The organism is Pilosibacter sp. YYHA0881 (assembly GCF_051602715.1).
In the GTDB taxonomy this organism is placed as follows: Bacteria; Bacillota; Clostridia; order Lachnospirales; family Lachnospiraceae; genus Alitiscatomonas; species Alitiscatomonas aceti.
The window spans coordinates 1848434-1874548 of the sequence record NZ_CP175657.1; the positions used below are offsets into that span (position 1 = coordinate 1848434).

A 26115-nucleotide genomic window follows, 5' to 3' on the forward strand; every position below is an offset into this window, starting at 1 on the left:
TTTATTATTACATATTTATTATATTGTATTTTGCATTTTTGTTTTTAAATCTTTTTCTATCTCTATTTTTTATTTATTTTCTTAATCTTTTCTTAATTTCTGCATTCACCTATACTTCCGATAATTTCTCTTATAGGAAGTATAATGCCTTTCGTGATGCAATTAGGAATTTCAAAAAAGTTTCAAAAAGAAAAAAAGGAGAGTGCATTAATTATGAGAAAGCAGACTAAAATTGCTGCAGTCGTATCCGCAGCAGCTCTGTTAGCATTAGGCGCTTCCATCACATCCTTCGCAGCTGCAAAGGGCACCTGGATGATGGTAGATGGCGAGTGGTACTGCTACGACGCCAACGGCGATGTATATGAGAACACCTTCTGCTCCAGCAATGGTAAGGAATATTATGTAGGCGATGACGGAATGCTCGTTCGTTCCAGCTGGGTAGAATACGACGGAGATTACTATTTCGTAAACTCCAGCGGTACAAAAATCATCAATGATTGGAGATTAACAACTCCGTATGAGGACGAGGATGCAGATGAGGAGTGGTTCTACTTCCAGTCCACAGGTAAGAGAGCAGACAACAAGAAGATCCTTTACAAGGGAAGCACATTCTTCTTCGATGCTGACGGTCAGATGCTGACTGGCTGGGTAACAGCTGACGGCAACGATGTTGTAAACGAAGAAAACGGCATCAATACAAGCTATACCTTTTACTGCGATGAGACAGGTGCCCGTGTAGAATCTGCTTGGGTATACACCACAGAGCCAGCTACTGCTGACGATGACGCAGATGCAGATGAATACTGGTACTATTTAAAATCCACAGGCAAGGTTGCTACCGGAAGGCAGACCAATGTCGGAGGTCAGGCGTTTATTTTAGGAAACCAGAGCGACAATCTTGGTCAGATGCTGACTGGCTGGGTTGGCGGAATCTATGATGAAACAAATAAGTCTTATTCCTATGCGGAAATCGATGAAGAAGGAAGCCAGACCAAACTGGGGGATGTAGACGTAGCCTACTACTGTTTATATGACGAAGAAATGGCTGACGGTCATGTCCAGGAGGATAAATGGTTCAAAACCTGGAGACCGGAAGACGCTTATGATGAAGACGAGGATGACGACAAATTCTGGTATTGGCTCGACAGCGATGGTAAGGCGTATGTACCGGCTCAGGATGACGACTACAGTGATCTTGTTGGCTACGGCTATAAGTACAGCTTAGGCGATGGCGCTCTGGAAATCGGTAACGATGGAGAAGCTATCAGCATCGCTAAAAAGAAGATCAACTCCAAGGATTACTTCTTTAACAAGGACGGAGAAATGATCTCCAATTTTGTTCATATTGTGGAATCCGCTGTAGACGCAAAGGGCAATGATAAAATCACCCTTGGTATGTATTATTTTGGTGGCTCTGATGATGGTTCCATGAAGACAGGATCCCAGTCTGTTAAGGATGACAACGACGATACCTTCAAATTCTACTTCGGAACAAAAGATAACGCCACAACCGGAGAAGCCAAGGGTGTGGGTATTACCGGTAATAAGAACAACAAATTATACTTCCAGGGTCATCTTGTTGCGTCTGACGACTATAAATACCAGCCAGTAACTATGGAGATTGAAGGAACAGAGTACACCTTTATTGTAAACCAGAATGGCTCCATCCAGCATTCCAATGTTGAGTACAAGGAAGACGGCGATGTTCTGATCAACGCTAAAAACGAAAAAGACGACGATGGTACAGAATATAACGTTGGCTTCGTAACAGACGGATGGGCAAAATATGCCATTGATCCCGAGACTGAAGATAACGTTGAGTTCTATGTTGACTTCCTGGATCCGACTTCTGTTATGGCTATCAGCGGAAGCATTGCCCTGACCCCGGATCATCCGACTCTGATGAACGCGATCGCAGAGTAATTATTCACTTATTATTTAAGAAATTCTAATTGCAGCTCACGGGCGGGAGTCATCTCCCGTCCGTTTTGCTGTCCCCAAACCCAAAAAAAGCCGGGCCCCGCTATCACACGGCGGGTCCGGCTTTTCTCCTGGCAAAATTAGTTCTTTAAGAATCTGGCTTCCCAGGCGTATTCTTCCATTTTTTCGATTTCTTCCTCTGTGAACCCGAACACGGTCCGCATCAGATCCAGCTCCTTATTTACATTGGTCCTGGAGCAGGTCATGTTGTCGGAGTTGATGGTCACCCGCACGCCTGCATCAAAAAGACGGCGGATGGGGTGGTCCTCCAGACGGTCCACCACCTTTGTATGGTAGTTGCTGGTAACGCTGACCTCCAGGGTAATGCCTTCCTCCACCAGACGCTTCACAAGCTCCGGATCCTCAATGGCCGCCACACCGTGGCCGATGCGCTTTGTGCCATAGGAAAGGGCGGTACGCATGCTGTCCGGTCCCGCTGCCTCACCCGCATGGATGGTCATGGGAAGACCGTATTCTCGCACCTTTGCAAATACCGGCACAAACATTTCTGTGGGGAACAGGCCCTCAGCCCCGGCGATATCCACGGCGCAGACCACGCTGCCCAGGTATTTTTTCGCCGTCTCCACAGTCTGCATGTTGAGCTCCTGGTTCGTATCCCCTCTCATACAGCAGAGGATCAGCCCCACACGGATCCGAGGATATTCCTTCATTCCCCGCTCTGCGCCGCGGATGGCCGCCTCCACCACCTGGTCCTGGGTGAGGCCGCCGCTTACGGAAAGCTGCGGGGCAAAGCGGATCTCTGCGTAGGTCACGCCCTCTTTTGCCAGATCCTCCACCAGCTCAAAGGTCACACGCTCGATGGCGTCGGCTCTCTGAAGCACCATCAGAGGCAGCGCGAACCGCTCCAGGTACTCCTCCAGGGTCTTGCAGTCCTCGGGGACCTCCATTTTAAACTTTACGTCCTCGGGAGAGGAAGCCGGAATGGCGATCCCCTGCTCCTTCGATAACTCCCATACGGTCTCCGGACGCAGAGAGCCGTCCAGATGCAGATGGAGCTCGATCAGTTTCTTTTCGCTCATTGGGTAGTTTCTCCTTTCATTCCTATTTTCCAGCCGCTGCCCTCATCTGCTTCTTTTTCTTATTTCGTTCCACCATGGCACAGTAAACGGTGTATGCGATGATGATGATCAGATACGGCATCATCTGGATGAACTGCAACGGAATACCAGAAGACTGTAAGTAGTTGGCCAGGCTCTGGCAGAAGCCAAAGAGCAGGGAGGCCAGCATGCCGATCACGGCGTTTCCGGCGGCAATGGCCTGGGTGGCCAGGGCGATATAGCCGCGTCCTGCGGTCATTCCGGCAGAGAACAGGCCCACATAGCCCATGGAAAGGAAGGCTCCGGCCATGCCGGTCAGGATCCCGCTGAGGCTTAAGGCAGTATATTTGACCCGCTTTACATGGATGCCCACAGACTCGGCGGCATCCGGAGACTCGCCCACAGCCCGGATATGCATGCCCAGCTCTGTGTATTTAAACATGTACCAGATCACAGCCACCAGGATCAGAGCCGCATACGTCAGCACATGATGGCCGGAAAGGATGGCTCCGATGACCGGGATGTCCTGGATCACCGGGATGTCGATGCTGGGGAGCTTTAAGGACGCCAGAGACGTGGAAGCCCCCTTTTCCCCTGTCAGAAGATACAGGGCAAAGATCGTTCCTCCGGATGCAAAGGTATTTAAGGCGATACCGGAGATAACAGAATTGGAATTCAGCTTTAAAATAAAATACGCCAGTATGTTGCTGATGAGAAAACCTGCCAGCACGGCTCCGAAAAAGCCGATCCATGCGCTCTGGGTAAAGGCGCTGACCACAACGCCCACAAAGGCGGAGATCAGCATGGTGCCCTCCAGGGCAATGTTGTTGGTTCCGGACCGGGAGGCGATCATGGCCCCCAGAGTCGTAAGGAGCACCGGAGTGGCGCTTCTGAAAACGGCAAAATAAAACTCCGGAAGACTCAGTGTATTGATGATATCCTGTAAGATCATATTTATGCCTCCCCTCCCAGTGCTTTCTTCGCTTCCTGGCGCTGCTTCCAGCCAGCCATGAACCGCTCTGCCGTTACAAACAGGATCAGAACTGCCTGGATAATGGATACCAGCTCGTTCTGAACGTCAGACCGCCTGGACATGAGGTCTGCTCCCACACGGATATAGGCCAGGAAGAATGCCGCCAGGGGCACATTCTTCGGGTTATTTCCGGAAAGGATGGCGATGATCACGCCGTCCCAGGCGTAGGACGGTGAATCCTGCCAGTTGAACCTCTGGTACATGGCCATCTGCTCCACAGATCCGCCAAGACCAGCAACGGCACCGGCGATCACCTGGGTCAGGATGATGACCCGGCTCGTATTGATTCCGGAATATTTGGCAAATTCCGGATTGCTTCCGGAAATACGGATCTCATATCCGAATTTTGTCTTGTATACCAAAAGGTATAACAGGATCACCACAGCAATGGCGATCAGATATCCGGCGTGGAATTTCGTTCCGCTGATGAGGCTTCCCAGGGAGGCTGTGGGCTGGTACTTTAAGGACGCAAAGGTTCCGGCCGCCCGGTCTGCCAGGAATTTGGTGACCGTATAGATCCCCAGATAGAAGAACACATAGTTGAACATCAGGGAGGTCACCAGCTCGTTGGTGTGGAAATACACCTTTAAGAGAGCCGGGATGCTTCCAATGATGCCGCCCACCACAGCGGCCAGAAGCATGATCACTGCCGGATGAAGTCCCGCAGGAAGAGCCGTCTTAATGGCCAGGGCTGCGGTCACCACAGCGCCTGTGTAAAGGCAGGCGTCTGCGATCATGGAAAAGTTTCCGGATTTAAACACCAGTCCCAGAGCCAGACCCGTAAAGATCAGCGGTACGCTGCTGGCAAAAACGTCAAAGAAATGACGCTTGGACTGCAGCGGCCCCAGGAACAGGTTATAGATAGCCGTCACCGGCTCCTCACTGACTCCGAAGATGATGGCCACCGTCAGAACGAAGGCGATGCCAAAGGCACAAAGGAGTCTTACAGCTGTAAATTTCTTACTCACAGTACGCACCTCCGATCTGCTCTTTTGAATCTTCCTTTACTCCCAGCATGTAAAGTCCCAGGTCATTTTCCGACGTGTTCTTTACATCACTGATATGGCCCACGATCCGGCCCTCATGCATCACCAGGATCGTATCGCTTAAGGAGAGGATCTCGCTCAGGTCGGCGGATACAAGTAAAATGGCCTTTTTTCTGGCCCGCATGTCCACGATCTTCTTCCGGATGAACTCGATGGCACCCACGTCAATGCCCCGGGTGGGCTGGTTCATGATAAGAAGATCTGGATCATAGTCAAATTCCCGTCCCACGATCAGCTTCTGGACGTTTCCGCCGGAAAGCTCGGACACGGACTGCTTCGAGTTATCGTATTTTACCAGGAACTCCTTTAGGATCCGGTTTGCGAAGCCGTTTACCTTTTTGCTGTCGATGAGTCCCCTGGATTTTAACTGGCCGGTATAGTACACCTTGGAGATGGCGTTGTCCTCCAGACTCAGCTTCGGCGCGGAGCCGTACCGCATCCGATCCTCGGACACATGGGAAATGCCGGCCTCCTGGCGTTTCAATACGGAGGCCCCAGTCAGGTCCTCTCCATTTAACCGTACCTGGCCGCCCTGGAGCTTTAAGGTGCCCACAATGGCCTCCACCAGCTCTGACTGACCATTTCCGTCGATGCCTGCGATCCCCAGGATCTGCCCCTCTTTAATAGAAAAGGAAACATGGTCCAGGCGTGTCTTTCCGAACTGATCGGCATACACCAGATCCTTTACAGAGAAAACAGTCTTTCCGAAATCCGCCTCCGCTTTTTCGATATCCAGACTCACCTCACGGCCCACCATCAGCCGGGAGATCTCATGCTCATCCAGATCGGAGATCTCATAGGTGCCCATGGTCTTTCCGTCCCGCAGGATGGTCATGCGGTTGCAGAGAGCCTTTACCTCGTTCAGTTTATGAGAAATAAAAATAATGGTATGTCCGCTTTCTTTTAAGAGCAGCAGCTGCTCGAACAGCTCCTCTGTCTCCTGGGGCGTAAGGACCGCCGTGGGCTCGTCCAGGATCAGGATATGGGCTCCTCTGTAAAGGGCCTTCAGGATCTCCAGCTTCTGGCGCATGGCCAGGGAAATATCCTCTACCTTTTCCTCTGCTTCCACCTTCAGGTTATACCGCTCTGACAGCTCTCTTGTGATCTCCACCGCTTTCTTCCGGTCCACCTTAAAGGGTGATCCGGTCTCAGCTCCCAGGATCAGATTCTCTGCCACAGTCATAGACGGGACCTGCATGAAGTGCTGGTGCACCATTCCCAGGCCGGCGGCAATGGCATCGCCGGAGGAGGTGAAGTGGACTTCCTTCCCATCCACAAAGATCTGTCCCTCGGTGGGTGCCAGCATGCCGAATAACATTTTCATCAGCGTAGATTTCCCCGCGCCGTTTTCCCCCACCAGCGCATGGATCTCGCCTTTTTTTACACTAAGATTGACGTTGTGGTTGGCCACAACTCCTCCCGGGTATACCTTTGTGATATTCCGGGCTTCCAGGATATTCCCCTGCTCCATATGATTTTCCTCCGTAACGGTTCCGAGCTTTTGCGCAAAAGGCGCTGAAATGGAGATCTCCCTTTCAACGCCTTCCAAAACGCCTGTCTTCCCAAAAGATTACTGGGCGCCGTTAATGATTCCCTTTAATGTCTCTTCGTCCATGCCGTATGCGGTGTCCACAGTCACCTCGCCAGCCAGGAGCTTCTCCTTTGCACCGTCCACAGCAGTCCTTACGTCCTCCGGTACTACGGTGTTGTAGATCTCGTTGTCAGCAAGGCCCACAGCGCCTTCTGCAAGTCCAAGGGTCTCATGCTCGCCGTAAGGAAGCTCTCCGGCCTGGGCTCTCTCGATGGAGCTGAAAAGGCTGTCGCCTACGCCCTTGATGGCAGAGGAGATGATGTAGTTGGCTTCATCCTTTCCTTCATATGCCAGAGCCTGGTCAGAGTCCACGCCGATCACATACTTCTGGCTCTCAGCGCCAGCCTCGATAACACCTACGGAAGCCGGGCCTGCTGCCACGAATACGCAGTCAGCGCCAGAGGAGTACTGGGTCAGCGCCAGCTCTTTTGCAGTTGCAGAGTCCACATAGGAACCAACGTAGGAAACCAGAACCTTGATGTCCGGATTTACGAACTGGGCGCCCTCGATGTAGCCCACAGCAGAGTCGTTGATAACGGCTGCCGTATCCTTTGCGCCTACGAAGCCGATCACGGCGTCCTCATTGGCGAACTCCATATCGGAAGAGGTCACGCTGGCTGCCAGAACGCCGGCTAAAAATGCGCCCTCGTTCTGCTTGTAGCTCATGGAGTATACGTTGCTCAGATCGCCAAGAGTGTAGTCCACGTCTGTATCAAAGATGATGAACTTCTTCTCCGGGAACTCCTGGGCCACCTGCTCGGTGATCTCCTTCATGTCCCAGAGACCGGTGATGATGATGTCGGCGTCAGACTCGGCAGCGTCCAGCATGGAGCCCTCGAATTTTGTCTTGTCGCTTCCCATTTCGATCATCTCTACCTCGACCTGGTCTCCCATTTCGCTCTCGATCTTCTTCATTCCTGCCTGGGCGGAATCGTTGAATGCCTTATCGCCGAAGGAACCAGTCACAAGAAGAGTCACCTTAACCTTCTCGCCGGAAGCAGCCTCTGTCTCTTTCTTTTCTGCATCCTCTTTTGCCTCTGTCTCCTTTTCAGCTCCTGCCTCTGCGGAAGTTTCCTTTCCGGCTGCAGTGGTCTCCTCAGCGCTGTCTCCTGCGCATCCGAACAGCATGCTGGCGGTCATAGCCATTACGGCAGCGCCGCATAAAAATTTCTTTTTCATAATACGTCATTCTCCTTTGCTGTAAATGAAATTGGTTGATTTATTCAAACTATCCAGTTTTTCCAGATAGTCTGTTTTGCTCATTACGGGGCGGAAGGCCTCCTTGATCCTCCAGGCAGCCGCTCCTCCGTCAGACAGCAGCTCCTCAATGGCATCGGCAAAATACCGGGCCGGGATCTCAAAAGCCTGGACCGGATCTGCGGTCTTAAAGTCCTTGCCGTGGATGGTCCCGGAGAAGCCTGCGGTTCCGATCTCCACCGTGGGCCACATCATGGAGATATCGCCCATATCGCCGGAAGCGAATCCGTGGGTCCCCTGGGCGATCATGGAATCATCCATATAATTGCGGATATGCTTCTTCAAAAGCTCCGTCAGATTTTCGTCCTGGTGGAGCGGGAAATAACCAGGTGTATCCTGGATCTCCAGGTCGCAGCCGATGGCCATGGCCCCGGCCTTTAAGGAGCGGTTTACCTTTTCCTCGGTCTCAAAGATAGCGTCTACGGTCTTTGCCCGCACATACATCTCCATCTGGGTCCGGGACGGGATCGTATTAACGGTCTGTCCGCCCTCCTGCATTACAAAATGAACGCGGATGGCGTCCTCAGCCCGGAAGGTCTCTCTCTGGAAGTTGATAGCTGTCATGGCCAGGTTTGCGGCGTTTAAAGCGTTGACGCCGCCCTCGGGGTTGGCTCCCGCGTGGGCTGCCTTTCCTTTAAAGATGGCCCGCTTCTGGATAAAGCCGTTTAAGCTGGCTCCGATCTCTGCGTGATATTTTTCCATATCCAGCCCCATGGCGTGGCAGGACAGCATGATATCGATATCGTCAAAAACGCCCTCATAGATCATTTCCTGCTTTCCGGACGGATATTTCAGCTTTCCGTCGGCGATCAGGGATCTTCTGTAATCCATGTCGCAGAACTCTTCGCCCGGCGTAAAGAGCAGAGTGACCTTTCCGCAAAGGTCCTCCAGCATACCAGACTCCTTAATGGCTAAAAACAGGCTCAGCATCACGCCGGTCTGGGCATAGTGGCCGCAGGTGTGGGCCGCGTAATCGTCCTTATTGGCATAAGGATGGCCCAGGGTAGGAACCGCGTCAAACTCCGCGATGAGCCCGATCCCGGGGCCTGGTCTTCCAGAATCCAACGTGGCCGTAAGTCCTGTATAGGCCACATCTTTATAAGGGATCCCTGCCTGGCTTAAGGCCTCTGTCACCTTCTCCCGGCTGCGGAATTCTTTAAATCCCAGCTCCGGGTGGCAGTAGATATCTTCGCTCAGCTCTATGATCCGCGGAAGGATCTCTGTAAGCGCTTCATGTATTTTTTTCATGGTACTCCCTCCTCGTATGCTCAATCGTTAAAAGGGTAACAGCGTTATAATAATCGAAAATAGGGGCTGTGTCAAGGAAAGAAGCCATTCTGCCGCAAAATTCTGCCATAAAAAACACCCAGGACCTTTTCACAGGCCCTGGGACGTTCTTAAGATCATATTTAAAATCCATTATCTGGAAAGGATCGGTCTTACAATTCTCCGGAGCTTCGGCCCCAGGATCACTGCCAGAAGGATCTTTGCCGCATCTCCGGGAAGGTATGGGATCACGCCTATGCCAAGGGCCTCTGTAAATGTCAGAGACATCTGCTCCGCCAGCCATACGGTCCCAAACAGATAGCACACAGCTGTACCGGCTGCCATTCCGATCCCGTGGAGGACGGCGTGATCCGGGAACCGCTCCACCATGAAGCCTGCGGCCAGGGTCATGAAAACAAAGCCCAGAAGATATCCTCCTGTGGGACCTGCCAGTTTTCCCAGACCCCCAGCAAAACCAGAAAACACCGGAAGGCCCACAGCTCCCAGCAGCAGATACAGGCAAAAGCTCATCAGAGAGGCCTTCATTCCCAGAATATAGACCATGAAATAAAGCACCAGATTGGTCAGGCTGATGGGGACCGGACTGACAGGGATCGGTAAGACCATTGGGCCGAAAATGCACAGCACCGCCGTCATCAGCGCCGTGACCGTCATCTGGGTCGTTGTCATTTTTTCCTTTTTCAGTGAAGCAGATCTTTCCATAATACAGACTCTCCTCTTTCCGTTTTCCTCCGGCCTTCCCCGCCCCGGGCGTTTCATCCCCGGCTTGTTGTCAACCAGTTACATCTTTGTGTTTACATTATAACAAAATCCTTCGGATTGTCAACTTGTATTTTTATATAGTTTACATTTGTTTTCCGCTTCCATCGTCCATCTCCCTGTCAGCCTGTTGGATACAAAAAGCATCTGGCGTCTGCCGCCGCTTGCGGATCCCCTCCACGCGTGCTACACTGATATCATAAATCTTTCACACGGACTCCGGAGCCGGCCCGCAGCCGGGCTCCGGAGCGGAAACGGTAAAATATACAGGATGGTGAGCAGTATGATGGAACAGTTATCCATGTTTGATTACAAAGAGACCATGTCCCCTCTGGCCAGCCGGCTGCGTCCGGAATCCCTGGAGACCTTTGTGGGCCAGAAGCACCTGCTGGGAAAGGGGAAGCTCCTGCGCCAGCTCATCGACCAGGACCAGATCCCTTCCATGATCTTCTGGGGGCCTCCCGGCGTCGGGAAGACCACCCTGGCCAGCATCATCGCCAAACGGACCAACGCCGACTTTGTGAATTTCAGCGCCGTTACCAGTGGCATTAAAGAGATCAAGGAGGTCATGGCACGGGCGGAGCTGAGCCGCCGGTCCGGGCTGCGGACTCTGGTATTTGTGGACGAGATCCACCGCTTCAATAAGGCCCAGCAGGACGCATTTCTTCCTTATGTGGAAAAGGGCAGCATCATCCTCATCGGAGCCACCACGGAAAACCCGTCCTTTGAGATCAACGCAGCTCTTTTATCCCGGTGCCGCGTTTTCGTCCTCCAGCCTCTTTCCACCGACGACTTAACGGAGCTCCTCCACCATGCGTTAAAAAGCTCCAGAGGCCTCGGCTATCTGAATGTGGAGATCGGAGAGGAGCTGATCGCCGCCATCGCGGCATTTGCCAATGGAGACGCCCGGACGGCTTTAAACGTGCTGGAAATGGCCGTGACCAACGGGACCATCACACCAGAAAAGACCATTGTGACCCGGGATATCCTGGAACAGTGCATCAGCAAAAAATCCCTTCTATATGATAAGAATGGTGAAGAGCATTATAATCTGATCTCCGCCCTCCATAAATCCATGCGAAACAGCGATCCCGATGCAGCTGTCTACTGGCTGGCCCGGATGCTGGAGGCCGGGGAAGACCCCCTGTACATCGCCCGGCGGCTGATCCGGTTTGCCACCGAGGACATCGGACTGGCCGATAATAACGCCCTTACTCTGGCGGTCTCCGTCTACCAGGCCTGCCACTTCCTGGGAATGCCGGAATGCAATATCCACCTGACCCACGCCGTGGTCTATCTGTCCCTGGCGCCCAGGTCCAATTCTGTTTACATGGCCTACGAGCACGCCAAAAAGGATGCCCTGAACATGCTGTCCGAGCCGGTCCCCCTGGTGATCCGCAACGCGCCCACCGGACTTATGAAGGAGCTGGATTACGGGAAGGGCTACGTCTACGCCCACGACACGAAGGAAAAGCTCGCCCGCATGGAATGTCTGCCCGAATCCTTAAAGGGAACCCGGTACTACATTCCTGGCGAGGCGGGAGAAGAGAAAAAACAGGCAGAACGGCTTAAAGAGGTGCAGAGGTTCTGGGAGGAGGGAGAATTGCCCGTTGATGCAGGATAATCCCCCTCTTCCATGCATGAAAAAGGCAGACGGCTGGGCCTTCTCTGCCCTTTCAGCCGTCTGCCTTACGGATATCCGGAAATCCATGGGGATTCCGGACAGCTGGACGCGGATCCAGCCTATTCTGCCATCATATCCAGTCCTGTCATAGCCAGTACCTTCACAGCCGCCAGAAGCGCCCGTTTTCCTGCCGGGCCGCCGGAAGCCTCTGCAAAGGGAGCCGTATGGGTCCCCAGCCCCTCGCCGACACCGATATAAAACTGGGCCGCAGGCATGGCGTGGGTCACGTTGCCCACGTCCGTGGAGCCGATCCCCTGGGTCAGATCCCTGGGGATGTGGTGCTCGCCGATGAGGTCCATGTTCTTCTCCACAGCCTCCACCAGTCTCCGGTCGTTTCTCACATCCTCGATCAGGTAGCCGTCCTGGGAGATCTCCACCTCCACTCCGGCGCACATGGCCGCACCCTGGGCGCACCGGTCGATGACAGCGATCACTTCCTTTAAATACTCCGAATCCAGAGCACGGATATTGAACTTGCATACAGCCCGCTCGGGAACGATGTTCACAGCCGTACCGCCCTCCAGGACGATGCCGTGTACCCTTGTGTAGTCTTTAAAATGGAGCCTCTGGGAATCAACGGCATGGAACATCTGCATCACACCGTTTAAAGCGCTGGCTCCCACCCAGGGACAGGCTGCTGTATGGGCCGGTTTTCCCTTGAAGGTATACACCTTGTTCACAGCCGCAAAGGAAATATCATCGGCCATGGACAGATCGCTGGGATGCATGATCAGGGACATATCCACGCCCTCAAAGATCCCCTCGTCCAGCATGGTGATCTTCCCGCTGCCGTTTTCCTCCGCCGGGGTACCGAATACCTTCAGTGTTCCGCCGATGCCGTATTTTTCCATGATCTCCTTTAAAACCACTCCGGCTCCGGCTCCGCTGGTGCCGATGAGGTTATGGCCGCAGGCGTGGCCCAGCTCGGGAAGGGCATCGTACTCACATAAAAATGCAAAGGTCATTCCCGGCTTTCCGCTGTTATATTCCGCCACAAAGGCCGTATCCAGGGAACCTGCTCCCCGTTTTACAGAAAAGCCGTGGCGTTCCAGAAGGCTGCATAATTCATTCTGTGCCATCTTTTCCTGGAACGCCAGCTCCGGATGTTCAAAAATACATGCGCTCACCGCCTCAAATTCTTCTCTGTGGGCTTCTGCAAGCGCCTCGATCTCATGCTTCATTCCTGTCATATCCATGATCCATTCCCCTCCATGATCCTTTTCCTGTCTGTTTTCTGCACCGGGAGGCCGTGCTTCCCCTCCGGCGGATTCTGCGTGCCCGGACCTCTGCGGTATACACAGAAGCCGGCGCGCGCCAACGATACCATTGTACCATCTTCTCCCCATTTTCACAAGGACCTGGCAGAGTCTTTTATGGTTTTTTTGGATCTGGCGCAATTTTCTCCACAATTTTATTGTCATATCCCAAATTACTGATATAATATAGATAGACTTTTTATTCTGGAAAATATATCTGATTTAGGAGGAATCTTATGACCACATTATTTACCAACGGAAATCTCGTGGATGTGATCGGCCAGACCGTCCTCACCGGCGGCAGCATCCTGGTGGAAAACGGCATGATCAAAGAGGTAGGAACCAGTATCGCTGCTCCCGATGGCGCAAAGGTTGTCGATCTGGGCGGAAGGACCGTGCTCCCCGGGCTTTTCAACTGCCATGTACATATGTGCTCCGATGCCGGGACCGGCGCAAAGGAAACCATTTCTGACGCCGCTGTCACCATCCGGGCCCTTAAGAATTTAAAAACACTGTTAAATTCCGGCGTGACCTACATCCGTGACGCAGGCGCGCCCAAATATATTGATGTGGATCTCCACGACGCCCAGTTAAAGGGCGAGATCCTGGCTCCGGAAATGCAGACTGCATGCCGCTGTATCTGTATGACCGGAGGACACGGCCACGACTCCGGCCGTGAGGCTGACGGTCCCGACGACTGCAGAAGAGCAGCCAGAGAGCAGTTAAAGGCCGGCGCCAACTGGATCAAGGTCATGGCCACCGGAGGCGTTATGACCAAGGGCGTTGAGCCGGGCTCCCCGCAGCTCACCGAAGAGGAGCTCCGCGCAGCCATCGAAGAAGCCCACAAGGCAGGGGCCAAAACCTTCACTCATGCCCAGGGCATGGAAGGCATCAAAAACGCTCTCCGGGCCGGCGTGGACTCCATCGAGCACGGCTTCTTCATGGACGACTGGTGCTTCGACTTCATGAAGGAGCACAACGTGTTCTTCGTTCCCACCCTGGCCGCTCCCTACTGGATCAAAAAATACGGCACGGACGCCGGGATCCCCGATTACATGGTGAAGAAGGTAGAAAAGACCATCGACGCCCACCAGGATACCTTCCGCCGCGCCCATAAGGCAGGCGTTAAGATCGCCCTGGGAACCGATGCGGGAACTCCCTTCAATAAATACGATATGACTGGCTTTGAGTGTATCCTGATGGTGGAAAACGGAATGACCCCCATGGAGGCCATCCAGTGCGGCACCATCAACGCTGCCGAGCTCATGGATGTAAAGGACACCCATGGCTCCATCACCCCGGGCAAAAAGGCGAACTTCGCTGTCTTTGAAAAGAGCCCGCTGGAGGATATCCACGCTATTCTGGACTGCTCCATGACTGTCCTGGGCGGAGACGTCGTGTTTGAGAAATAATACATCGGTTGCCTGTGTTTCTTGAAAATTCCTCTTGAATATTTTCAGTGTTTATTATAGAATGTATACAATGATAAAAAAAGGAGGTAATTCATCATGGCATATGTAATTAACGATACTTGCGTTAGCTGCGGTTCCTGCGCTGGCGAATGTCCGGTAAATGCAATCTCTCAGGGAGACGGCAAATACGAGATCGATGCAGATGCATGCATCAGCTGCGGAACATGTGCAGGTGTATGTCCCACTGGCGCTATCAGCGAGGGCTAATATCTCACGTATTAGAAGAATACATAAAAGCTGCTGCGCTTTATTTGCGACAGCAGCTTTTTTGTTATGATCATTTTTATTTTACAGCTTGTTCCCATTTCTCCCAAACTTCTTCTTTTTCCCAAAGCCCCCGGAAAAAAACGGGATCCGGGATGCGGCGGCCTCCGCCTTTCCCTTGTTTTCCCGCTGGTACAGACGGATCGTCTCATCCAGCTGGCGGAACCGCTCCTCATCTCTTTCATCAGCCACCCGCATCAGGTAGTCCACCTCTTTTAAGACCTTGTCGTTGACCATGCGGCTGATATCCTGACTCAGCTTCTCATTGTTTTCCTCGATGGCCTGTCCAATCATTTGTCCCAGCATGGCCCGGAACTGCTCCGCCCGTTCCTCAGCCATCATGGTCGTCAGGGCCCGGTCATCCATGTTTTTTACTTTTTCATCCTCATGCTCCGTATGATCCTTTAAAGCAGCCACAACATCCTCCTCCAGAATATCATTGGGAACAACCACTTCCCCATCTGATTCCAGGGATCTGGCAAGCGCCGCTTTAATGGCCTTGAGCTGATATCCCTTCTCCTTCAGCTCCTTGATCTGCTTAAAAAGCCGGATATGAAGCTCCGTATAATATCTGTGTCCCATCTCATTCCTTGGTATATTCATTTCCAGCTCTTCTTCCCAATACCTGAGAACGTGGGATTCAACATCCACCTTCCTCGAGGCATCGGAGATCAGATAGTGCGTATCTGCCATGGTTGTCCTCTTCCTTTCCCTGTTACATAATACGATGTTAGGGGCTCAGGTCTTAAAATCGCCTGCAAGCAGCCTTGTGTCGAATCGATCGGCCTTTTGACCCTGATATCATAATATATGTGAGGACGTTCCAGAATATTCCAAAAATGTTGAGATACAGTCTGAATGGGCTTACTGCTCCTTGGCCATGTTCACAAACCTTGTGAGCTCCGGCCTCCAGCCCAGGTTTACGGTGCCGATAGGGCCGTTACGCTGTTTGGCAATAATGACCTCCGCCACATTGGGCGTATCTGTGTCTTTATTATAATAATCGTCCCTATACAGGAACATGACCACGTCCGCGTCCTGCTCAATGGCTCCCGACTCACGCAGGTCCGAAAGCATGGGCCTGTGGTCCGTCCTGGATTCGCAGGCACGGGAAAGCTGGGACAGGGCGATGACCGGGGCGTTGAGCTCGCGGGCCAGGGCCTTTAAGGAACGGGAGATCTCCGAGATCTCCTGCTGGCGGTTGTCGCCGTTTTTCGCGCTTCCGGTCATCAGCTGGAGGTAGTCGATCATCACCAGATCCAGGCCGTATTCCAGCTTCACCTTCCGGCATTTGGACCGCAGCTCCATAACAGAGATACCCGGGGTATCGTCGATGATCAGCTTTGAATTCCCGATGGTGCCGATGCCCTCTACCACTGCGTCCCAGTCGGCGTCTGTCAGCGTTCCCGTCCGCAGCTTCTGGGAATCCACGTTGGACTCCATAGCAAGCATTCGGTTCACCAGCTGCTCTTTGGACATCTCCAGACTGAAGATCAGACACGTTTTCTGGCGGCGCACCGCGATATAATCCGCTATATTCAGTACAAAGGCCGTCTTTCCCATGGACGGACGGGCGGCGATGAGGATCAGGTCCGACGGCTGGAGGCCCGACATCCGGTAGTCCAGATCGATAAAGCCGGTAGCCAGTCCTGTCACTGTGGATTTGGAACGGGTGGCCTGCTCGATCTTATCCAGAACATTCAGGGCCACCTGGCGGATGGGGACAAAATCGCCGCCGGTCCGGCTCTGGAGCAGATGGAAGATCTGTTTTTCCGTGTCTGCCAGGATCGTATCCAGCGGCTCCTTTCCCGCATAGCAGGAATTGGCGATCTCTTCGTTGATCTTGATCAGGCGGCGAAGGACCGCCTTCTCGTGGACAATGGCAGCATAGGACCGCACATTGGCCGACGTGGGCACCGTAGCCATGATGTCCCGGACGGCGTCCAGGCTGCATACCTCCGGCGGCACGTCCTTTTCCTTCAGCCGGTTCTGGAGGGTCACCAGATCCACCGGCTGGCCTTCGTTGAACAGCTCCACCATGGTCTCGAACATGACGCCGTACTGGCGCTGGTAAAACTCATCGGCCACGACGGTCTCTGACGCGGCGATGATCGCATCCCGGTCCATCAGCATGGCGCCGATGACCGACTGCTCCGCCTCCACGCTGTGGGGGAGCACCCGCTTTACTAACGCTTCTTCCATATCCTTACGCCTCTGTCACCTTGACTCTCAGCTTTGCAGTTACGTCCTTGTGGAGCTTAATGGGCACCTCAAAGGTTCCAAGGCTGCGGATGGGATCCGTTAAGACCATTTTCTTCTTATCAATATCCAGATGTAACTGGTCGGCCGCTGCCTTGGCGATCTCCTTTGTGGAAACGGAGCCAAAGGTCCTTCCGCCCTCTCCGGCCTTGATGGAGACTGTCACCGAAAGTTCGTCGATCTTTGCAGCCAGGGCCTTTGCCTCTGCCAGCTGCTCTGCAGCCACCTTGGCTTCGTTGGCCTTCTGGAGCTTCAGATCGTTCAGATTCTTTGTGTTGGCCTCTACGCCCAACTTCTTCGGCAGGATAAAGTTTCTTGCATATCCGTCGTTGACCTTTACGATCTGTCCTTTTTTTCCAAGTGCCTTTACATCCTCTAATAATACAACTTCCACGTTAAAATTCTCCTTTCTGTTTCATCGCCAGGATCACATCTTTGATCTTTTCCTTTGCCTCCTCCACAGTCGCTCCGGGAAGCTGGGCTCCGGCGATGGTCCTGTGTCCGCCTCCGCCCAGCTTTTCCATCATTACCTGGACGTTGATCTCATCAATGGAGCGGGCGCTGACATAGATCTTTCCGTTATAGGGGGTCAAGACCACAGAGGCCTTGATGCCGATGATATCCAAAAGCTCGTTGGCCGCCTGGGCCCCAACCACCGTGGGACTTTCCACATTCTCAGCCGGACATACGCTGATGGCAAAGGCTCCCTCAAAGACCTCCGCCTGGCGGACTGCCTCTGCCCTGGCCTTGTAGTCCTCCATTTTATCCCGGAACAGCTTCCTTACCCTGGTCACATCGGCGCCGTTCCTCCTTAAGAACGCCGCGGCCTCGAAGGTCCTGACTCCTGCCTGGTTTGTGAAATTGTTGGTATCGATGACGATACCGGCGTACATGGCGTCGGCCTCCAGGGATTTGATCCGGATGCTGTCCGTCACATACTGCAGGATCTCCGCCACCAGCTCACAGGCCGAGGAGGCATAGGGCTCCACATAGGATAAGGTAGCGTTGCTGATGATCTCGCTGGACTGGCGGTGATGGTCGATGACCACAATGGTCTTTACCAGATTTAAAAGCCGGGGCTCTTCCGTATAGCTGGGACGGTTCACATCCACCACCACAAGGGCTGTGGACGGGTCCGCCAGCTCCGCCGCATCGTCTCCCATCAGGAACAGATCCTGGGGATAATCGCTGTTATTGATAAACCGGTCCATCATGGGCCGTACCGATGAGGTGACCTCGTTGATGACGATATGAGCCTTTTTCCCAAGGGCTGCGGCGATCCGGTATACACCAATGGCAGAACCGAAGGAATCGATGTCCCCGATCTTGTGGCCCATGATCAGAAGCCGGTCCTTGGTCTCCAGAAGCTCCCGGAGGGCATGAGCCTTGACTCTGGCCTTAACACGGGTGGTCTTCTCCAGCTGCTGGGATTTTCCTCCGTAATACTGGATCTTTTCCCCGTTCTTCACCACGGCCTGATCACCGCCGCGGCCCAGGGCCATGTCGATGGCGGTCCGGGCGTACTCATAGTTGCGGATATACGTATCGCCGTTGATGCCGATCCCGATACTCAAGGTAACGGCCATCTCATTTCCGATATTAACGGTCTTTACATCCTCCAGGAGACTGAACCGCTCCGCCTCCAGGGACGGCATATATTTCTGCTCGATGGCAAAGAAATATTTGTCCTTTTCCATCTTTTTTACGATGCCGTTGACTCCGGAAATATATTTGCTGACCTTCCGGTCAATGAGGGCCACCAGAAGCGACCGGCGCACCTCCTCCACGCTCTCCAGCGCTTCATCATAGTTATCCAGATAAATAAGACCTGCCACCATTTTCTGGTCCGTGATGGCCTGCATATATTCATGGATCTCTGTCTCGTCATAAAGGTATACGGCCAACACCTGCTGCTCCGTCTTCTGGCCTGGCGCAGCGGAAAGCAGGCCGCTGTCCGACTGGATCGTCACACGCTTTATAGAGGCCCTGTAAATGGCTCCCCCATACGCGCACTGGACCTCCAGGGCATGGTCCATTTTTTCCAGGCCTTCCTCTGTGATCTCCGTGAACAGGACCGTAAGGCTCCTCCTGGCGCTCTTTTCGTCCCTGATCACCGCAGAAAACGCCCGGTTGGTCCACAAAAGACGTCCCGCTTCATCGGCGATGCCGTAAGGCAGCTCCATGGAAGCCATCAGGTTCTTCTGGCTCTGGTCAAAATCCGCGGCAAAGCCCACAAGCCCTGTCAGGATCCGCTTTTTTCCATACCAGAAGAGGACCCCCGCGCAGAATGCATACAGGACCGTAAACACGGCCATGACCATACCGGCTTTGCCGGAAACCAGGCCTACCGCCCCATTGGCGCAGAGGACCAGGGCCGAAAGTACCACGGGCCACTGCATGTATTTCTGCAGCACATTCCTGACCTTTTTATTCTCTTTCATGCTTTTCTCCTATTTCCAGGCCCCTGCGGACCATGGCAGAACAACAACGCAAAATTCCTTATATGTTCACCATTATATCATATCCCGCCTTGTTTGTAAATTTTAACCGTGCTTTTCACAGGGCTTCTTTCTCCCCCGGTTGACATTCCACAGAATCTGTGTAATATATTGAGTGGTGCCGCCGGAGACGGCCGCGGCAGACCCCCTTCCCGGCATCTGCGCCCGGAGCATATCATACAGATTTACGGAGGAATAGAAAATGGCCCTGGAAAATGATCTCGGTCGTGACGATATAAAAAAGCTTGTGTGGCGTATTGCCATCCCCAGTATGCTGGCCCAGTTCGTCAGCGTCCTTTACAGCATTGTGGACCGTATGTATATAGGAAACATCCCCGACGTGGGAAGCGTCGCTTTGGCGGGAGCCGGTGTGTGCGGCCCTGTGGTGACCATGGTGGGCAGCGTTGCCTTCTGGGTAGGCATCGGCGGATCCCCCCTGATGAGCATGAAGATGGGCCAGGGAGATATGAAGACCGCCAAAAAGATCCTGGCCAACAGCTTTCTTTTGCTGGCGGTGGCGTCTGTCCTTCTCGTGGCCCTCATTTATCCCTTCCGCGAGCCCATGCTGCGGTATTTCGGCGCCAGCGACACCACCTATCCCTACGCCAACACCTACTTCAGCATCTATCTGACGGGTACCTTCTTCGCCCTTATGGCCACGGGGATGAACCAGTTCATCATCTCCCAGGGCTTTGCAAAGACCGGCATGTATTCGGTGATCATCGGCGCCGTTTTGAATATCGTCCTGGATCCCGTGTTCATCTTCGCCTTACACATGGGTGTGGCCGGAGCGGCTGTGGCCACAGTCCTCTCCCAGATGGCCAGCTGTGCCTTTGTCCTGTCCTTCCTCTTCGGAAAAAAGGTTCCTGTGAAGATCAGCTTCGGCGGCTATGACCGGAAGCTGATCCAGAGGATCCTGCTGGTGGGCTTTACGCCCTTTATCATCATCGCCGTGGACAATGTGATGATCATTTCCATGAACTCGGTGCTCCAGACCTACGGAGGTCCCGGTGAGGGCGATATGCTGATCACCTGTGCCACCATCGTCCAGAGCTTCATGCTGGTGATCACCATGCCTCTGGGCGGCATCACCGGCGGTACCCAGACCATCCTGGCCTTCAACTACGGAGCCGGACAGCCGGACCGGGTGAAAAAGGCCCAGCGCTTCATCTTCCTTTTAAGCGCCGGATACACCACGATCCTGTTTATCCTGGCCCAGACTGCGGGACACATCTTCGTGCGCCTGTTCACCTCGGACCCGGCCCTGATCGCCGAGGCTGCAAAGACCATAAAGATCTACACCCTGGCAGTGATCCCCTTAAGCATCCAGTATGTGATCGTAGACGGCTTCACTGGCCTTGGAAAGGTCCAGCTTTCCCTGCCCCTGTCCTTTTTCCGGAAGCTGGTCTACTTCCTTCCGCTCTTTTTGCTGCCCCGGTTCTTCGGAGCCAGAGCCACCTTTTACGCGGAGCCCATTTCCGACATCATCGCCCCTGTGGTATCCATCTTCATATACGCCGTGGCCATGAAGCGGATCTTAAAAAAGCCGGTGATCCCCAACTTCTAAGGACCGCCGGATGGGCGCCTGCACTCCCGGGCCACATCCGGGAGATGCCCGCAGGCCAGGCATCCCTGGTCATACTGACGCAGCTCCCGGCTCCATATATACAAAAAAACACTGCCATTCCCCCTTTCCGGGAGTTTTGGCAGTGTTTTTTATTGCAGCTCTTTTTATTAGTCGTCGTCCTCCTGGCTCTCGGTGACTGTGAAAGTGAATCTCTTTCTCGCCATCTCGTCGCTCGCCAGATATTCGTCGTAGGTGGTGATCTTATCCACCAGCTGGCCATTGATGATCTCCATGATCCGGTTGGCCGTGGTCTCTACTACCTGGTGGTCACGGGAGGAGAAGATCATAACGCCCGGGAATTTCTTCATTCCGTTGTTGAGGGCCGTGATGGACTCCATATCCAGATGGTCCGTGGGCTCGTCAAACATCAGCACGTTGGCCCCGGAGATCATCATTTTGGACAGCATGCAGCGCACCCGCTCGCCTCCGGAGAGGACCTTTACCTTCTTGACGCCGTCCTCGCCGGCAAACAGCATTCTTCCCAGGAAGCCGCGGACATAGGTCACGTCCTTTTCCGGGGAATACTGGGTCAGCCAGTCCACGATGGTATCGTCGTTGTCAAACTCCGCACTGTTGTCCTTGGGGAAGTAGGCCTGGGTCGTAGTAAGTCCCCATTTATAGCTTCCGGAATCCGGCTCCATCTCGCCGGAAAGGATCTTGAACAGCGTGGTCTTTGCAAGCTCGTTGGGGCCTACCAGAGCCACCTTATCCTCGCGGCCCAGGGTAAAGGAAATATTGTCCAGGACCTTTACGCCGTCGATGGTCTTTGTAAGGCCCTCCACCGCAAGGACCTCGTTTCCGATCTCACGGAAGGGACGGAAGTCGATGTACGGGTATTTTCTGCTGGAGGGCTTGATCTCGTCCAGCTCGATCTTTTCCAGAGCACGCTTTCTGGAGGTCGCCTGCTTGGATTTGGAGGCGTTGGCGGAGAAACGCTGGATGAACTCCTGCAGCTCCTTGATCTTCTCCTCTTTCTTCCGGTTGGCTTCCTTCATCTGCCGGATCATCAGCTGGCTGGACTCATACCAGAAATCATAGTTTCCGGCGTAAAGCTGGATCTTTCCATAGTCAATGTCTGCGATCTGGGTGCAGACCTTATTTAAGAAATACCGGTCATGGGATACGACGATCACCGTATTCTCAAAGTTGATCAGGAACTCCTCCAGCCATGCGATGGCGTCCAGGTCCAGATGGTTGGTGGGCTCGTCCAGCAGCAGGATATCAGGATTTCCAAATAATGCCTGGGCCAGGAGCACCTTCACCTTTAAAGCGCCGGTGAGCTCGCTCATCTGCTTATAGTGGAATTCCGTATCCACGCCCAGACCGTTTAACAGGTTCTCGGCGTCGGACTCTGCCTCCCAGCCATTCATGGAGGCAAACTCTCCCTCCAGCTCGGCGGCCTTGATGCCGTCCTCGTCGGTGAAGTCCTCCTTCATATAAATAGCGTCCTTTTCCTTCATGATATCATAAAGACGCTGGTTTCCCATGATGACCGTATCCAGTACAGGAAACTGGTCGTATTTAAAGTGGTCCTGCTGTAAGAAAGAAAGGCGCTGGCCCGGTGTGATCACGATATCGCCGCTGGTTGGCTCCAGATTCCCGGACAGAATCTTCAAAAATGTGGATTTTCCGGCGCCGTTGGCACCGATCAGGCCATAACAGTTGCCTTCCGTGAATTTGATGTTTACATCTTCGAACAATGCTTTTTTACCGACGCGGAGCGTCACATTATTGGCACTAATCATTTTCTTTCAATCTCCTCAAATTTGTCCGCTGAAAAGAGGGGGCATCCCTGTCCCCTCTTTAAATGGTTACGCTCCTATTCTATTCGGAAATCCTTGATTTTGCAAGGTCTTTTGGAAATTTTATTTTTTTCTCCCTTTTTTCAGGTTTTCGTATATAATGATAGTAACTGTATCGAAATCTGTCGTTTTCTGACAGCATCTGTTATTTTTATATTTGTACAGATCAAGGAGGTCCATTATGCCCATATCCATCGGGATCATTACGGCCCGCCAGTCCATGGACAATATACGCCAGACCGAGCAGAGCATGAAACAGCACTGTAAAATCTCATATTTTCCCTATGATACCCTGGATGAACTGCGCCATCAGTATACAAAGGCAGCCGCAAAATCTGACGGTCTTTTATTCAGCGGCCCGTTCCCCCATGATTATATCTGCGAAAACATAGGACGCATCACACTTCCCTGCCGATGCATTGACCTTATGGACCGCGACTATTATCTGGTCATCGCCCGTCTGCTGGTACGCAATCCAAAGCTGGACTTTACCAGAGTATATTTTGACGCCGTGGTGGAACCATCCATCATAGGAAATGTATTCCCGCCTGGTCTTTCCCCCTACTTTATGCCAAGGACCACGCCCGAATACCGGATGATCCTCCGTTCCAGCGCCTATCAGAGATCCTTAAACCAGTACCGCAGCATGTGGGCGGAAAGAAAATACGATCTGTTCCTGACGCGTTTTACAAACCTGGCTCTTTTTTTAGAAAAAGAACAGATCCCCCATATCCTCCTGAAGCCGTCTCCGGAAACGATCCTGGATCATTTTCATGCTCTGTTATGCCAGATCAGGGAATCCCTTTTGCAGAATTCCCAGACTGCCTGCTGTATCATCGAACTGCCCAGGCCGTTCCAGAACCAGAAAAACATGGAAATTTTAGAAAAAATCCTGGCAGATCTGAAAATCATTTTTAATCAGAATATTTTGATAAGAAGACATCATTTTCATTTGGAGATCACGGCCTCTATCATGGTCGTGCGGGAGCTTACCTCCGGATATACCTCATGCCACCTTTCCGAAGAGCTGGAAAAAAGACTGCCGTTTCCATTTTTTGCAGGCTGGGGCATCAGCTTTGATGTGGTGGATGCCTATAAAAATGCAGCAACGGCCCTTTCCGCATGCAAAAAAGACCAGAATCACTATACGTTCCTGGTAACAGAAAGCCAGGAAATGGTAGGGCCGTTAAACAGCAACCGGTCCATCAGCTACAGCTTAAAGCCCCACGCCCAGACTTCAAGCCTGGCAAAAAGCCTTGGGATCTCTCCCATAAACCTTGAAAAAATCATATCACTCCAGAAAGAACGTTCCATGTATGAATTTACGTCCAGCGATCTCGTTTATTTTCTGGAGATCACACCGCGGAGCGCATCCCGCATCCTCTCAAAATTATCCAGCGCAGATCTTGCACATCCGGTCCGGACCATCAATCTGAATGGAACAGGACGCCCTCTGACTGTATATGAAATCGATTTCAGTAATATAAAAGAATTCTGGGGATCCCATTAATGGGATCCCTCATCGGATTCCGGGTCATTGGCCAGATAAAACCCCTTCTTCAGCCATCCTTTAGCCAGACAGGTGAAAAATGCTGCCAGTATCAGGACGATCCATATTTTTTCGCAGATAAATACCAGAATTTCCATTTTTTATATCCATTCCTTTCGCTTCGCTCAGGCACAAAACGTTATGAAAATGTTTTCCTGAGCTTATTTTTTCTTTATAATTTTTCTTATAGGGAACTCGGTATACTACAAATCACGGGGAGGTGAGTGGGCTGTCCGGCTTGCCGGATGACCGTATTTTTATATGTGTAGTCCGCCTTTTCAAGCACAAATAAGTGTGACCTAAGAGCACGTAATCTTATCTTTGTATAAACATTCTCGTTTATAGCTTAGGCGTTCAGTCAATGCCGTCTCTCCCTATAATCTTTAGTGAACCTTCTGGTTCTGAAAGGAGTCCCTATGGCTTTAAAAATCGTGTACAAAATCTGCTGTGGCATTGATGTCCACAAGACTTTTGTAGTTGCCTGTATCGCTTCTACTAACGACAAAGGCATTACCTCTTATGAGAGTCATCGGTTTTCGACCTACACGAGCGGTCTGAAAACTTTGTTACAATGGCTACTCGACCGGAATTGCAAGGATGTCTGTATGGAATCCACTGGTAAATACTGGATCCCCGTTTATAACATCTTGGAACCGGATTGTTCGATTGTCCTTGCTCATCCCAAATATGTTAAGGCTATCCGTGGAAAGAAAACTGACAAGAAAGATGCCAAATGGATTGCTGACCTGTTTAAGCATGACCTTGTTGCTGGAAGCTTTATGCCACCTGCTGACATTCGCCAGCTTCGCGACCTCATGCGTTACCGCTTCAAACTGACCTGCTTCAAATCAAGTGAAAAGAATCGTTTGCAGAACTGTCTCACGGTTTCCAATATCCAGTTGGGAAACGTTGTCTCGGACACCTTCGGCAAATCTGCTCAGGCGATACTGGATAAACTTTTGGAAAATCCCGCAGATACTTCCTTTGACCTTGAGCCTCTCGTTTACAAAAGTTTGAAAAAGAAACTTCCGGAACTCCGTGACGCCATTGACGGTTATATCACTCCGGAACAGGCTGGAAAACTCAAGGTGATCAAAGCTCACTATGAAAACCTTGAATCCCGGAAAGCAGAGCTTGAAGAACTCATTCTTGCGCTCGCCGCTCCCTATCAGCAGGAACTTACCATTCTTCAAACTGCTCCTGGTATCAGCAGTCCTTTCACTGCCATCGGAATCATTTCCGAAATCGGTACCAATATGGAGGCTTTTCCTTCGGCGAAACACTTGTGCTCATGGGCTGGGCTTACACCAACCAACAATGAAAGCGCAGGGAAGAAAAAATCTGTCCGGGTGTCCAAGGCCGGATGCTACATCAAACCGCTTTTAGTACAGTGCGCAAACGCTGTCGTAAAAAGTACTAAGCATCCTGAAATGCGTAACCGTTATCTCCGTCTCAAAAAGCGTCGCGGTCACAAGAAAGCAATCATTGCAATAGCAAGAATGCTTCTTACCGCATTATACCACATGTTGAAGAACGGGGAAAACTATAATGCAGAACTTTATCAGAAATCCGATTTACTTCCCGTTGATCGTGAGATTACCGTAGAGCAGGCACTCATGATCGCCAGAAACCAGGGTTATAAGATCAAGTCAGCAACTGCATAACCTTAACATACACAATATTCAATTTTTAA

Annotated in this window: 21 protein-coding genes; 7 read left to right on the plus strand and 14 right to left on the minus strand. The window is 52.3% G+C overall.

Going from position 1 to position 26115, the window contains the following annotated elements; genetic code table 11:
* The first annotated feature begins 144 nt into the window (after positions 1 to 144).
* Entirely contained in the window at positions 145 to 1923 is a 1779-nt protein-coding gene (locus tag ACI6NM_RS08530) for a PspC-like choline-binding domain-containing protein (RefSeq protein WP_262427806.1), read from the plus strand.
* A 137-nt stretch (positions 1924 to 2060) separates the two neighbouring features.
* Here ACI6NM_RS08530 and add read toward each other — a convergent pair whose 3' ends face one another.
* From add to ACI6NM_RS08565, 7 genes are all read right to left on the minus strand, one after another.
* The gene (gene add, locus ACI6NM_RS08535; RefSeq protein ID WP_262427807.1) at positions 2061 to 3020 is read right to left on the minus strand and encodes an adenosine deaminase; all 960 of its coding nucleotides are present in this window, start codon (positions 3018 to 3020) and stop codon (positions 2061 to 2063) included.
* A 22-nt stretch (positions 3021 to 3042) separates the two neighbouring features.
* Positions 3043 to 3990: an ABC transporter permease gene (locus ACI6NM_RS08540; RefSeq protein WP_262427808.1), complete on the minus strand. Its 948-nt coding sequence runs from the start codon at positions 3988 to 3990 to the stop codon at positions 3043 to 3045.
* Between the two features lie 2 nt (positions 3991 to 3992).
* Positions 3993 to 5039: an ABC transporter permease gene (locus ACI6NM_RS08545; protein ID WP_022273487.1), complete on the minus strand. Its 1047-nt coding sequence runs from the start codon at positions 5037 to 5039 to the stop codon at positions 3993 to 3995.
* Positions 5032 to 6588 carry an ABC transporter ATP-binding protein gene (locus ACI6NM_RS08550; RefSeq protein ID WP_022273486.1) on the minus strand — a complete coding sequence of 519 codons (1557 nt, stop codon included), beginning with the start codon at positions 6586 to 6588 and terminating at the stop codon, positions 5032 to 5034. Before ACI6NM_RS08550 ends, ACI6NM_RS08545 begins: the two co-directional genes overlap by 8 nt.
* 99 nt (positions 6589 to 6687) lie before the next feature.
* Entirely contained in the window at positions 6688 to 7887 is a 1200-nt protein-coding gene (locus ACI6NM_RS08555; RefSeq protein WP_262427809.1) for a BMP family ABC transporter substrate-binding protein, read from the minus strand.
* A 6-nt stretch (positions 7888 to 7893) separates the two neighbouring features.
* Positions 7894 to 9213, minus strand: a complete 1320-nt coding sequence (locus ACI6NM_RS08560) for an amidohydrolase (RefSeq protein ID WP_262427810.1) — start codon at positions 9211 to 9213, stop codon at positions 7894 to 7896.
* A gap of 171 nt (positions 9214 to 9384) precedes the next feature.
* Positions 9385 to 9954: a biotin transporter BioY gene (locus ACI6NM_RS08565; RefSeq protein ID WP_262427811.1), complete on the minus strand. Its 570-nt coding sequence runs from the start codon at positions 9952 to 9954 to the stop codon at positions 9385 to 9387.
* 343 nt (positions 9955 to 10297) lie between these two features.
* On the opposite strand from ACI6NM_RS08565, the gene ACI6NM_RS08570 reads away from it, so the two are divergent.
* Positions 10298 to 11635, plus strand: coding sequence for an AAA family ATPase (locus ACI6NM_RS08570; RefSeq protein WP_262427817.1), 1338 nt, complete (start codon positions 10298 to 10300; stop codon positions 11633 to 11635).
* Between the two features lie 119 nt (positions 11636 to 11754).
* On the opposite strand, the gene ACI6NM_RS08575 is transcribed toward ACI6NM_RS08570, so the two are convergent.
* Entirely contained in the window at positions 11755 to 12891 is a 1137-nt protein-coding gene (locus ACI6NM_RS08575; protein ID WP_262427812.1) for a M20 family metallopeptidase, read from the minus strand.
* Between the two features lie 296 nt (positions 12892 to 13187).
* On the opposite strand from ACI6NM_RS08575, the gene ACI6NM_RS08580 reads away from it, so the two are divergent.
* Positions 13188 to 14363, plus strand: a complete 1176-nt coding sequence (locus ACI6NM_RS08580) for a metal-dependent hydrolase family protein (protein WP_022273477.1) — start codon at positions 13188 to 13190, stop codon at positions 14361 to 14363.
* 96 nt (positions 14364 to 14459) lie between these two features.
* Complete coding sequence (locus tag ACI6NM_RS08585; RefSeq protein WP_022273476.1) at positions 14460 to 14630, plus strand: DUF362 domain-containing protein; 171 nt, start codon at positions 14460 to 14462, stop codon at positions 14628 to 14630.
* A gap of 81 nt (positions 14631 to 14711) precedes the next feature.
* On the opposite strand, the gene ACI6NM_RS08590 is transcribed toward ACI6NM_RS08585, so the two are convergent.
* The 4 genes from ACI6NM_RS08590 to ACI6NM_RS08605 all read right to left on the minus strand — a co-directional run bounded on the left by ACI6NM_RS08590 (position 14712) and on the right by ACI6NM_RS08605 (position 19387).
* The gene (locus ACI6NM_RS08590) at positions 14712 to 15380 is read right to left on the minus strand and encodes a MerR family transcriptional regulator (protein ID WP_215653054.1); all 669 of its coding nucleotides are present in this window, start codon (positions 15378 to 15380) and stop codon (positions 14712 to 14714) included.
* A 171-nt stretch (positions 15381 to 15551) separates the two neighbouring features.
* Positions 15552 to 16889: a replicative DNA helicase gene (gene dnaB, locus ACI6NM_RS08595; RefSeq protein ID WP_022273474.1), complete on the minus strand. Its 1338-nt coding sequence runs from the start codon at positions 16887 to 16889 to the stop codon at positions 15552 to 15554.
* A 4-nt stretch (positions 16890 to 16893) separates the two neighbouring features.
* The gene (gene rplI, locus ACI6NM_RS08600; RefSeq protein ID WP_022273473.1) at positions 16894 to 17340 is read right to left on the minus strand and encodes a 50S ribosomal protein L9; all 447 of its coding nucleotides are present in this window, start codon (positions 17338 to 17340) and stop codon (positions 16894 to 16896) included.
* Between the two features lies 1 nt (position 17341).
* The gene (locus ACI6NM_RS08605) at positions 17342 to 19387 is read right to left on the minus strand and encodes a DHH family phosphoesterase (protein ID WP_262427813.1); all 2046 of its coding nucleotides are present in this window, start codon (positions 19385 to 19387) and stop codon (positions 17342 to 17344) included.
* Positions 19388 to 19646: 259 nt separating this feature from the next.
* Here ACI6NM_RS08605 and ACI6NM_RS08610 point away from each other — a divergent pair, with 259 nt between their 5' ends.
* Positions 19647 to 21011, plus strand: coding sequence for an MATE family efflux transporter (locus tag ACI6NM_RS08610; protein ID WP_262427814.1), 1365 nt, complete (start codon positions 19647 to 19649; stop codon positions 21009 to 21011).
* Positions 21012 to 21178: 167 nt separating this feature from the next.
* On the opposite strand, the gene ACI6NM_RS08615 is transcribed toward ACI6NM_RS08610, so the two are convergent.
* On the minus strand, positions 21179 to 22816 hold the full coding sequence (locus tag ACI6NM_RS08615; protein WP_215653057.1) for an ABC-F family ATP-binding cassette domain-containing protein: 1638 nt from the start codon (positions 22814 to 22816) through the stop codon (positions 21179 to 21181).
* Between the two features lie 238 nt (positions 22817 to 23054).
* On the opposite strand from ACI6NM_RS08615, the gene ACI6NM_RS08620 reads away from it, so the two are divergent.
* Positions 23055 to 24383, plus strand: coding sequence for a hypothetical protein (locus tag ACI6NM_RS08620; RefSeq protein WP_262427815.1), 1329 nt, complete (start codon positions 23055 to 23057; stop codon positions 24381 to 24383).
* On the opposite strand, the gene ACI6NM_RS08625 is transcribed toward ACI6NM_RS08620, so the two are convergent.
* A complete protein-coding gene (locus ACI6NM_RS08625) occupies positions 24380 to 24520 on the minus strand; it encodes a hypothetical protein (RefSeq protein ID WP_262427816.1) in 141 nt (46 codons plus the stop codon). The genes ACI6NM_RS08620 and ACI6NM_RS08625 overlap by 4 nt on opposite strands.
* A gap of 318 nt (positions 24521 to 24838) precedes the next feature.
* Here ACI6NM_RS08625 and ACI6NM_RS08630 point away from each other — a divergent pair, with 318 nt between their 5' ends.
* Complete coding sequence (locus ACI6NM_RS08630; RefSeq protein ID WP_178270157.1) at positions 24839 to 26086, plus strand: IS110 family RNA-guided transposase; 1248 nt, start codon at positions 24839 to 24841, stop codon at positions 26084 to 26086.
* Positions 26087 to 26115 lie beyond the last annotated feature (29 nt).

Excerpts from the sequence above, each read along its gene's own strand:
- ACI6NM_RS08625 (WP_262427816.1), bottom strand. The coding sequence starts at position 24,520 with ATGGAAATTCTGGTATTTATCTGCGAAAAAATATGGATCGTCCTGATA.
- dnaB (WP_022273474.1), bottom strand. The coding sequence starts at position 16,889 with ATGGAAGAAGCGTTAGTAAAGCGGGTGCTCCCCCACAGCGTGGAGGCG.
- ACI6NM_RS08575 (WP_262427812.1), bottom strand. The coding sequence starts at position 12,891 with ATGGATATGACAGGAATGAAGCATGAGATCGAGGCGCTTGCAGAAGCC.
- ACI6NM_RS08585 (WP_022273476.1), top strand. The coding sequence starts at position 14,460 with ATGGCATATGTAATTAACGATACTTGCGTTAGCTGCGGTTCCTGCGCT.
- ACI6NM_RS08590 (WP_215653054.1), bottom strand. The coding sequence starts at position 15,380 with ATGGCAGATACGCACTATCTGATCTCCGATGCCTCGAGGAAGGTGGAT.
- ACI6NM_RS08560 (WP_262427810.1), bottom strand. The coding sequence starts at position 9,213 with ATGAAAAAAATACATGAAGCGCTTACAGAGATCCTTCCGCGGATCATA.
- ACI6NM_RS08530 (WP_262427806.1), top strand. The coding sequence starts at position 145 with ATGCCTTTCGTGATGCAATTAGGAATTTCAAAAAAGTTTCAAAAAGAA.
- ACI6NM_RS08630 (WP_178270157.1), top strand. The coding sequence starts at position 24,839 with ATGGCTTTAAAAATCGTGTACAAAATCTGCTGTGGCATTGATGTCCAC.
- ACI6NM_RS08540 (WP_262427808.1), bottom strand. The coding sequence starts at position 3,990 with ATGATCTTACAGGATATCATCAATACACTGAGTCTTCCGGAGTTTTAT.
- ACI6NM_RS08550 (WP_022273486.1), bottom strand. The coding sequence starts at position 6,588 with ATGGAGCAGGGGAATATCCTGGAAGCCCGGAATATCACAAAGGTATAC.
- add (WP_262427807.1), bottom strand. The coding sequence starts at position 3,020 with ATGAGCGAAAAGAAACTGATCGAGCTCCATCTGCATCTGGACGGCTCT.
- ACI6NM_RS08555 (WP_262427809.1), bottom strand. The coding sequence starts at position 7,887 with ATGAAAAAGAAATTTTTATGCGGCGCTGCCGTAATGGCTATGACCGCC.
- ACI6NM_RS08570 (WP_262427817.1), top strand. The coding sequence starts at position 10,298 with ATGGAACAGTTATCCATGTTTGATTACAAAGAGACCATGTCCCCTCTG.
- ACI6NM_RS08580 (WP_022273477.1), top strand. The coding sequence starts at position 13,188 with ATGACCACATTATTTACCAACGGAAATCTCGTGGATGTGATCGGCCAG.
- ACI6NM_RS08605 (WP_262427813.1), bottom strand. The coding sequence starts at position 19,387 with ATGAAAGAGAATAAAAAGGTCAGGAATGTGCTGCAGAAATACATGCAG.
- ACI6NM_RS08565 (WP_262427811.1), bottom strand. The coding sequence starts at position 9,954 with ATGGAAAGATCTGCTTCACTGAAAAAGGAAAAAATGACAACGACCCAG.
- ACI6NM_RS08610 (WP_262427814.1), top strand. The coding sequence starts at position 19,647 with ATGGCCCTGGAAAATGATCTCGGTCGTGACGATATAAAAAAGCTTGTG.
- ACI6NM_RS08620 (WP_262427815.1), top strand. The coding sequence starts at position 23,055 with ATGCCCATATCCATCGGGATCATTACGGCCCGCCAGTCCATGGACAAT.
- ACI6NM_RS08615 (WP_215653057.1), bottom strand. The coding sequence starts at position 22,816 with ATGATTAGTGCCAATAATGTGACGCTCCGCGTCGGTAAAAAAGCATTG.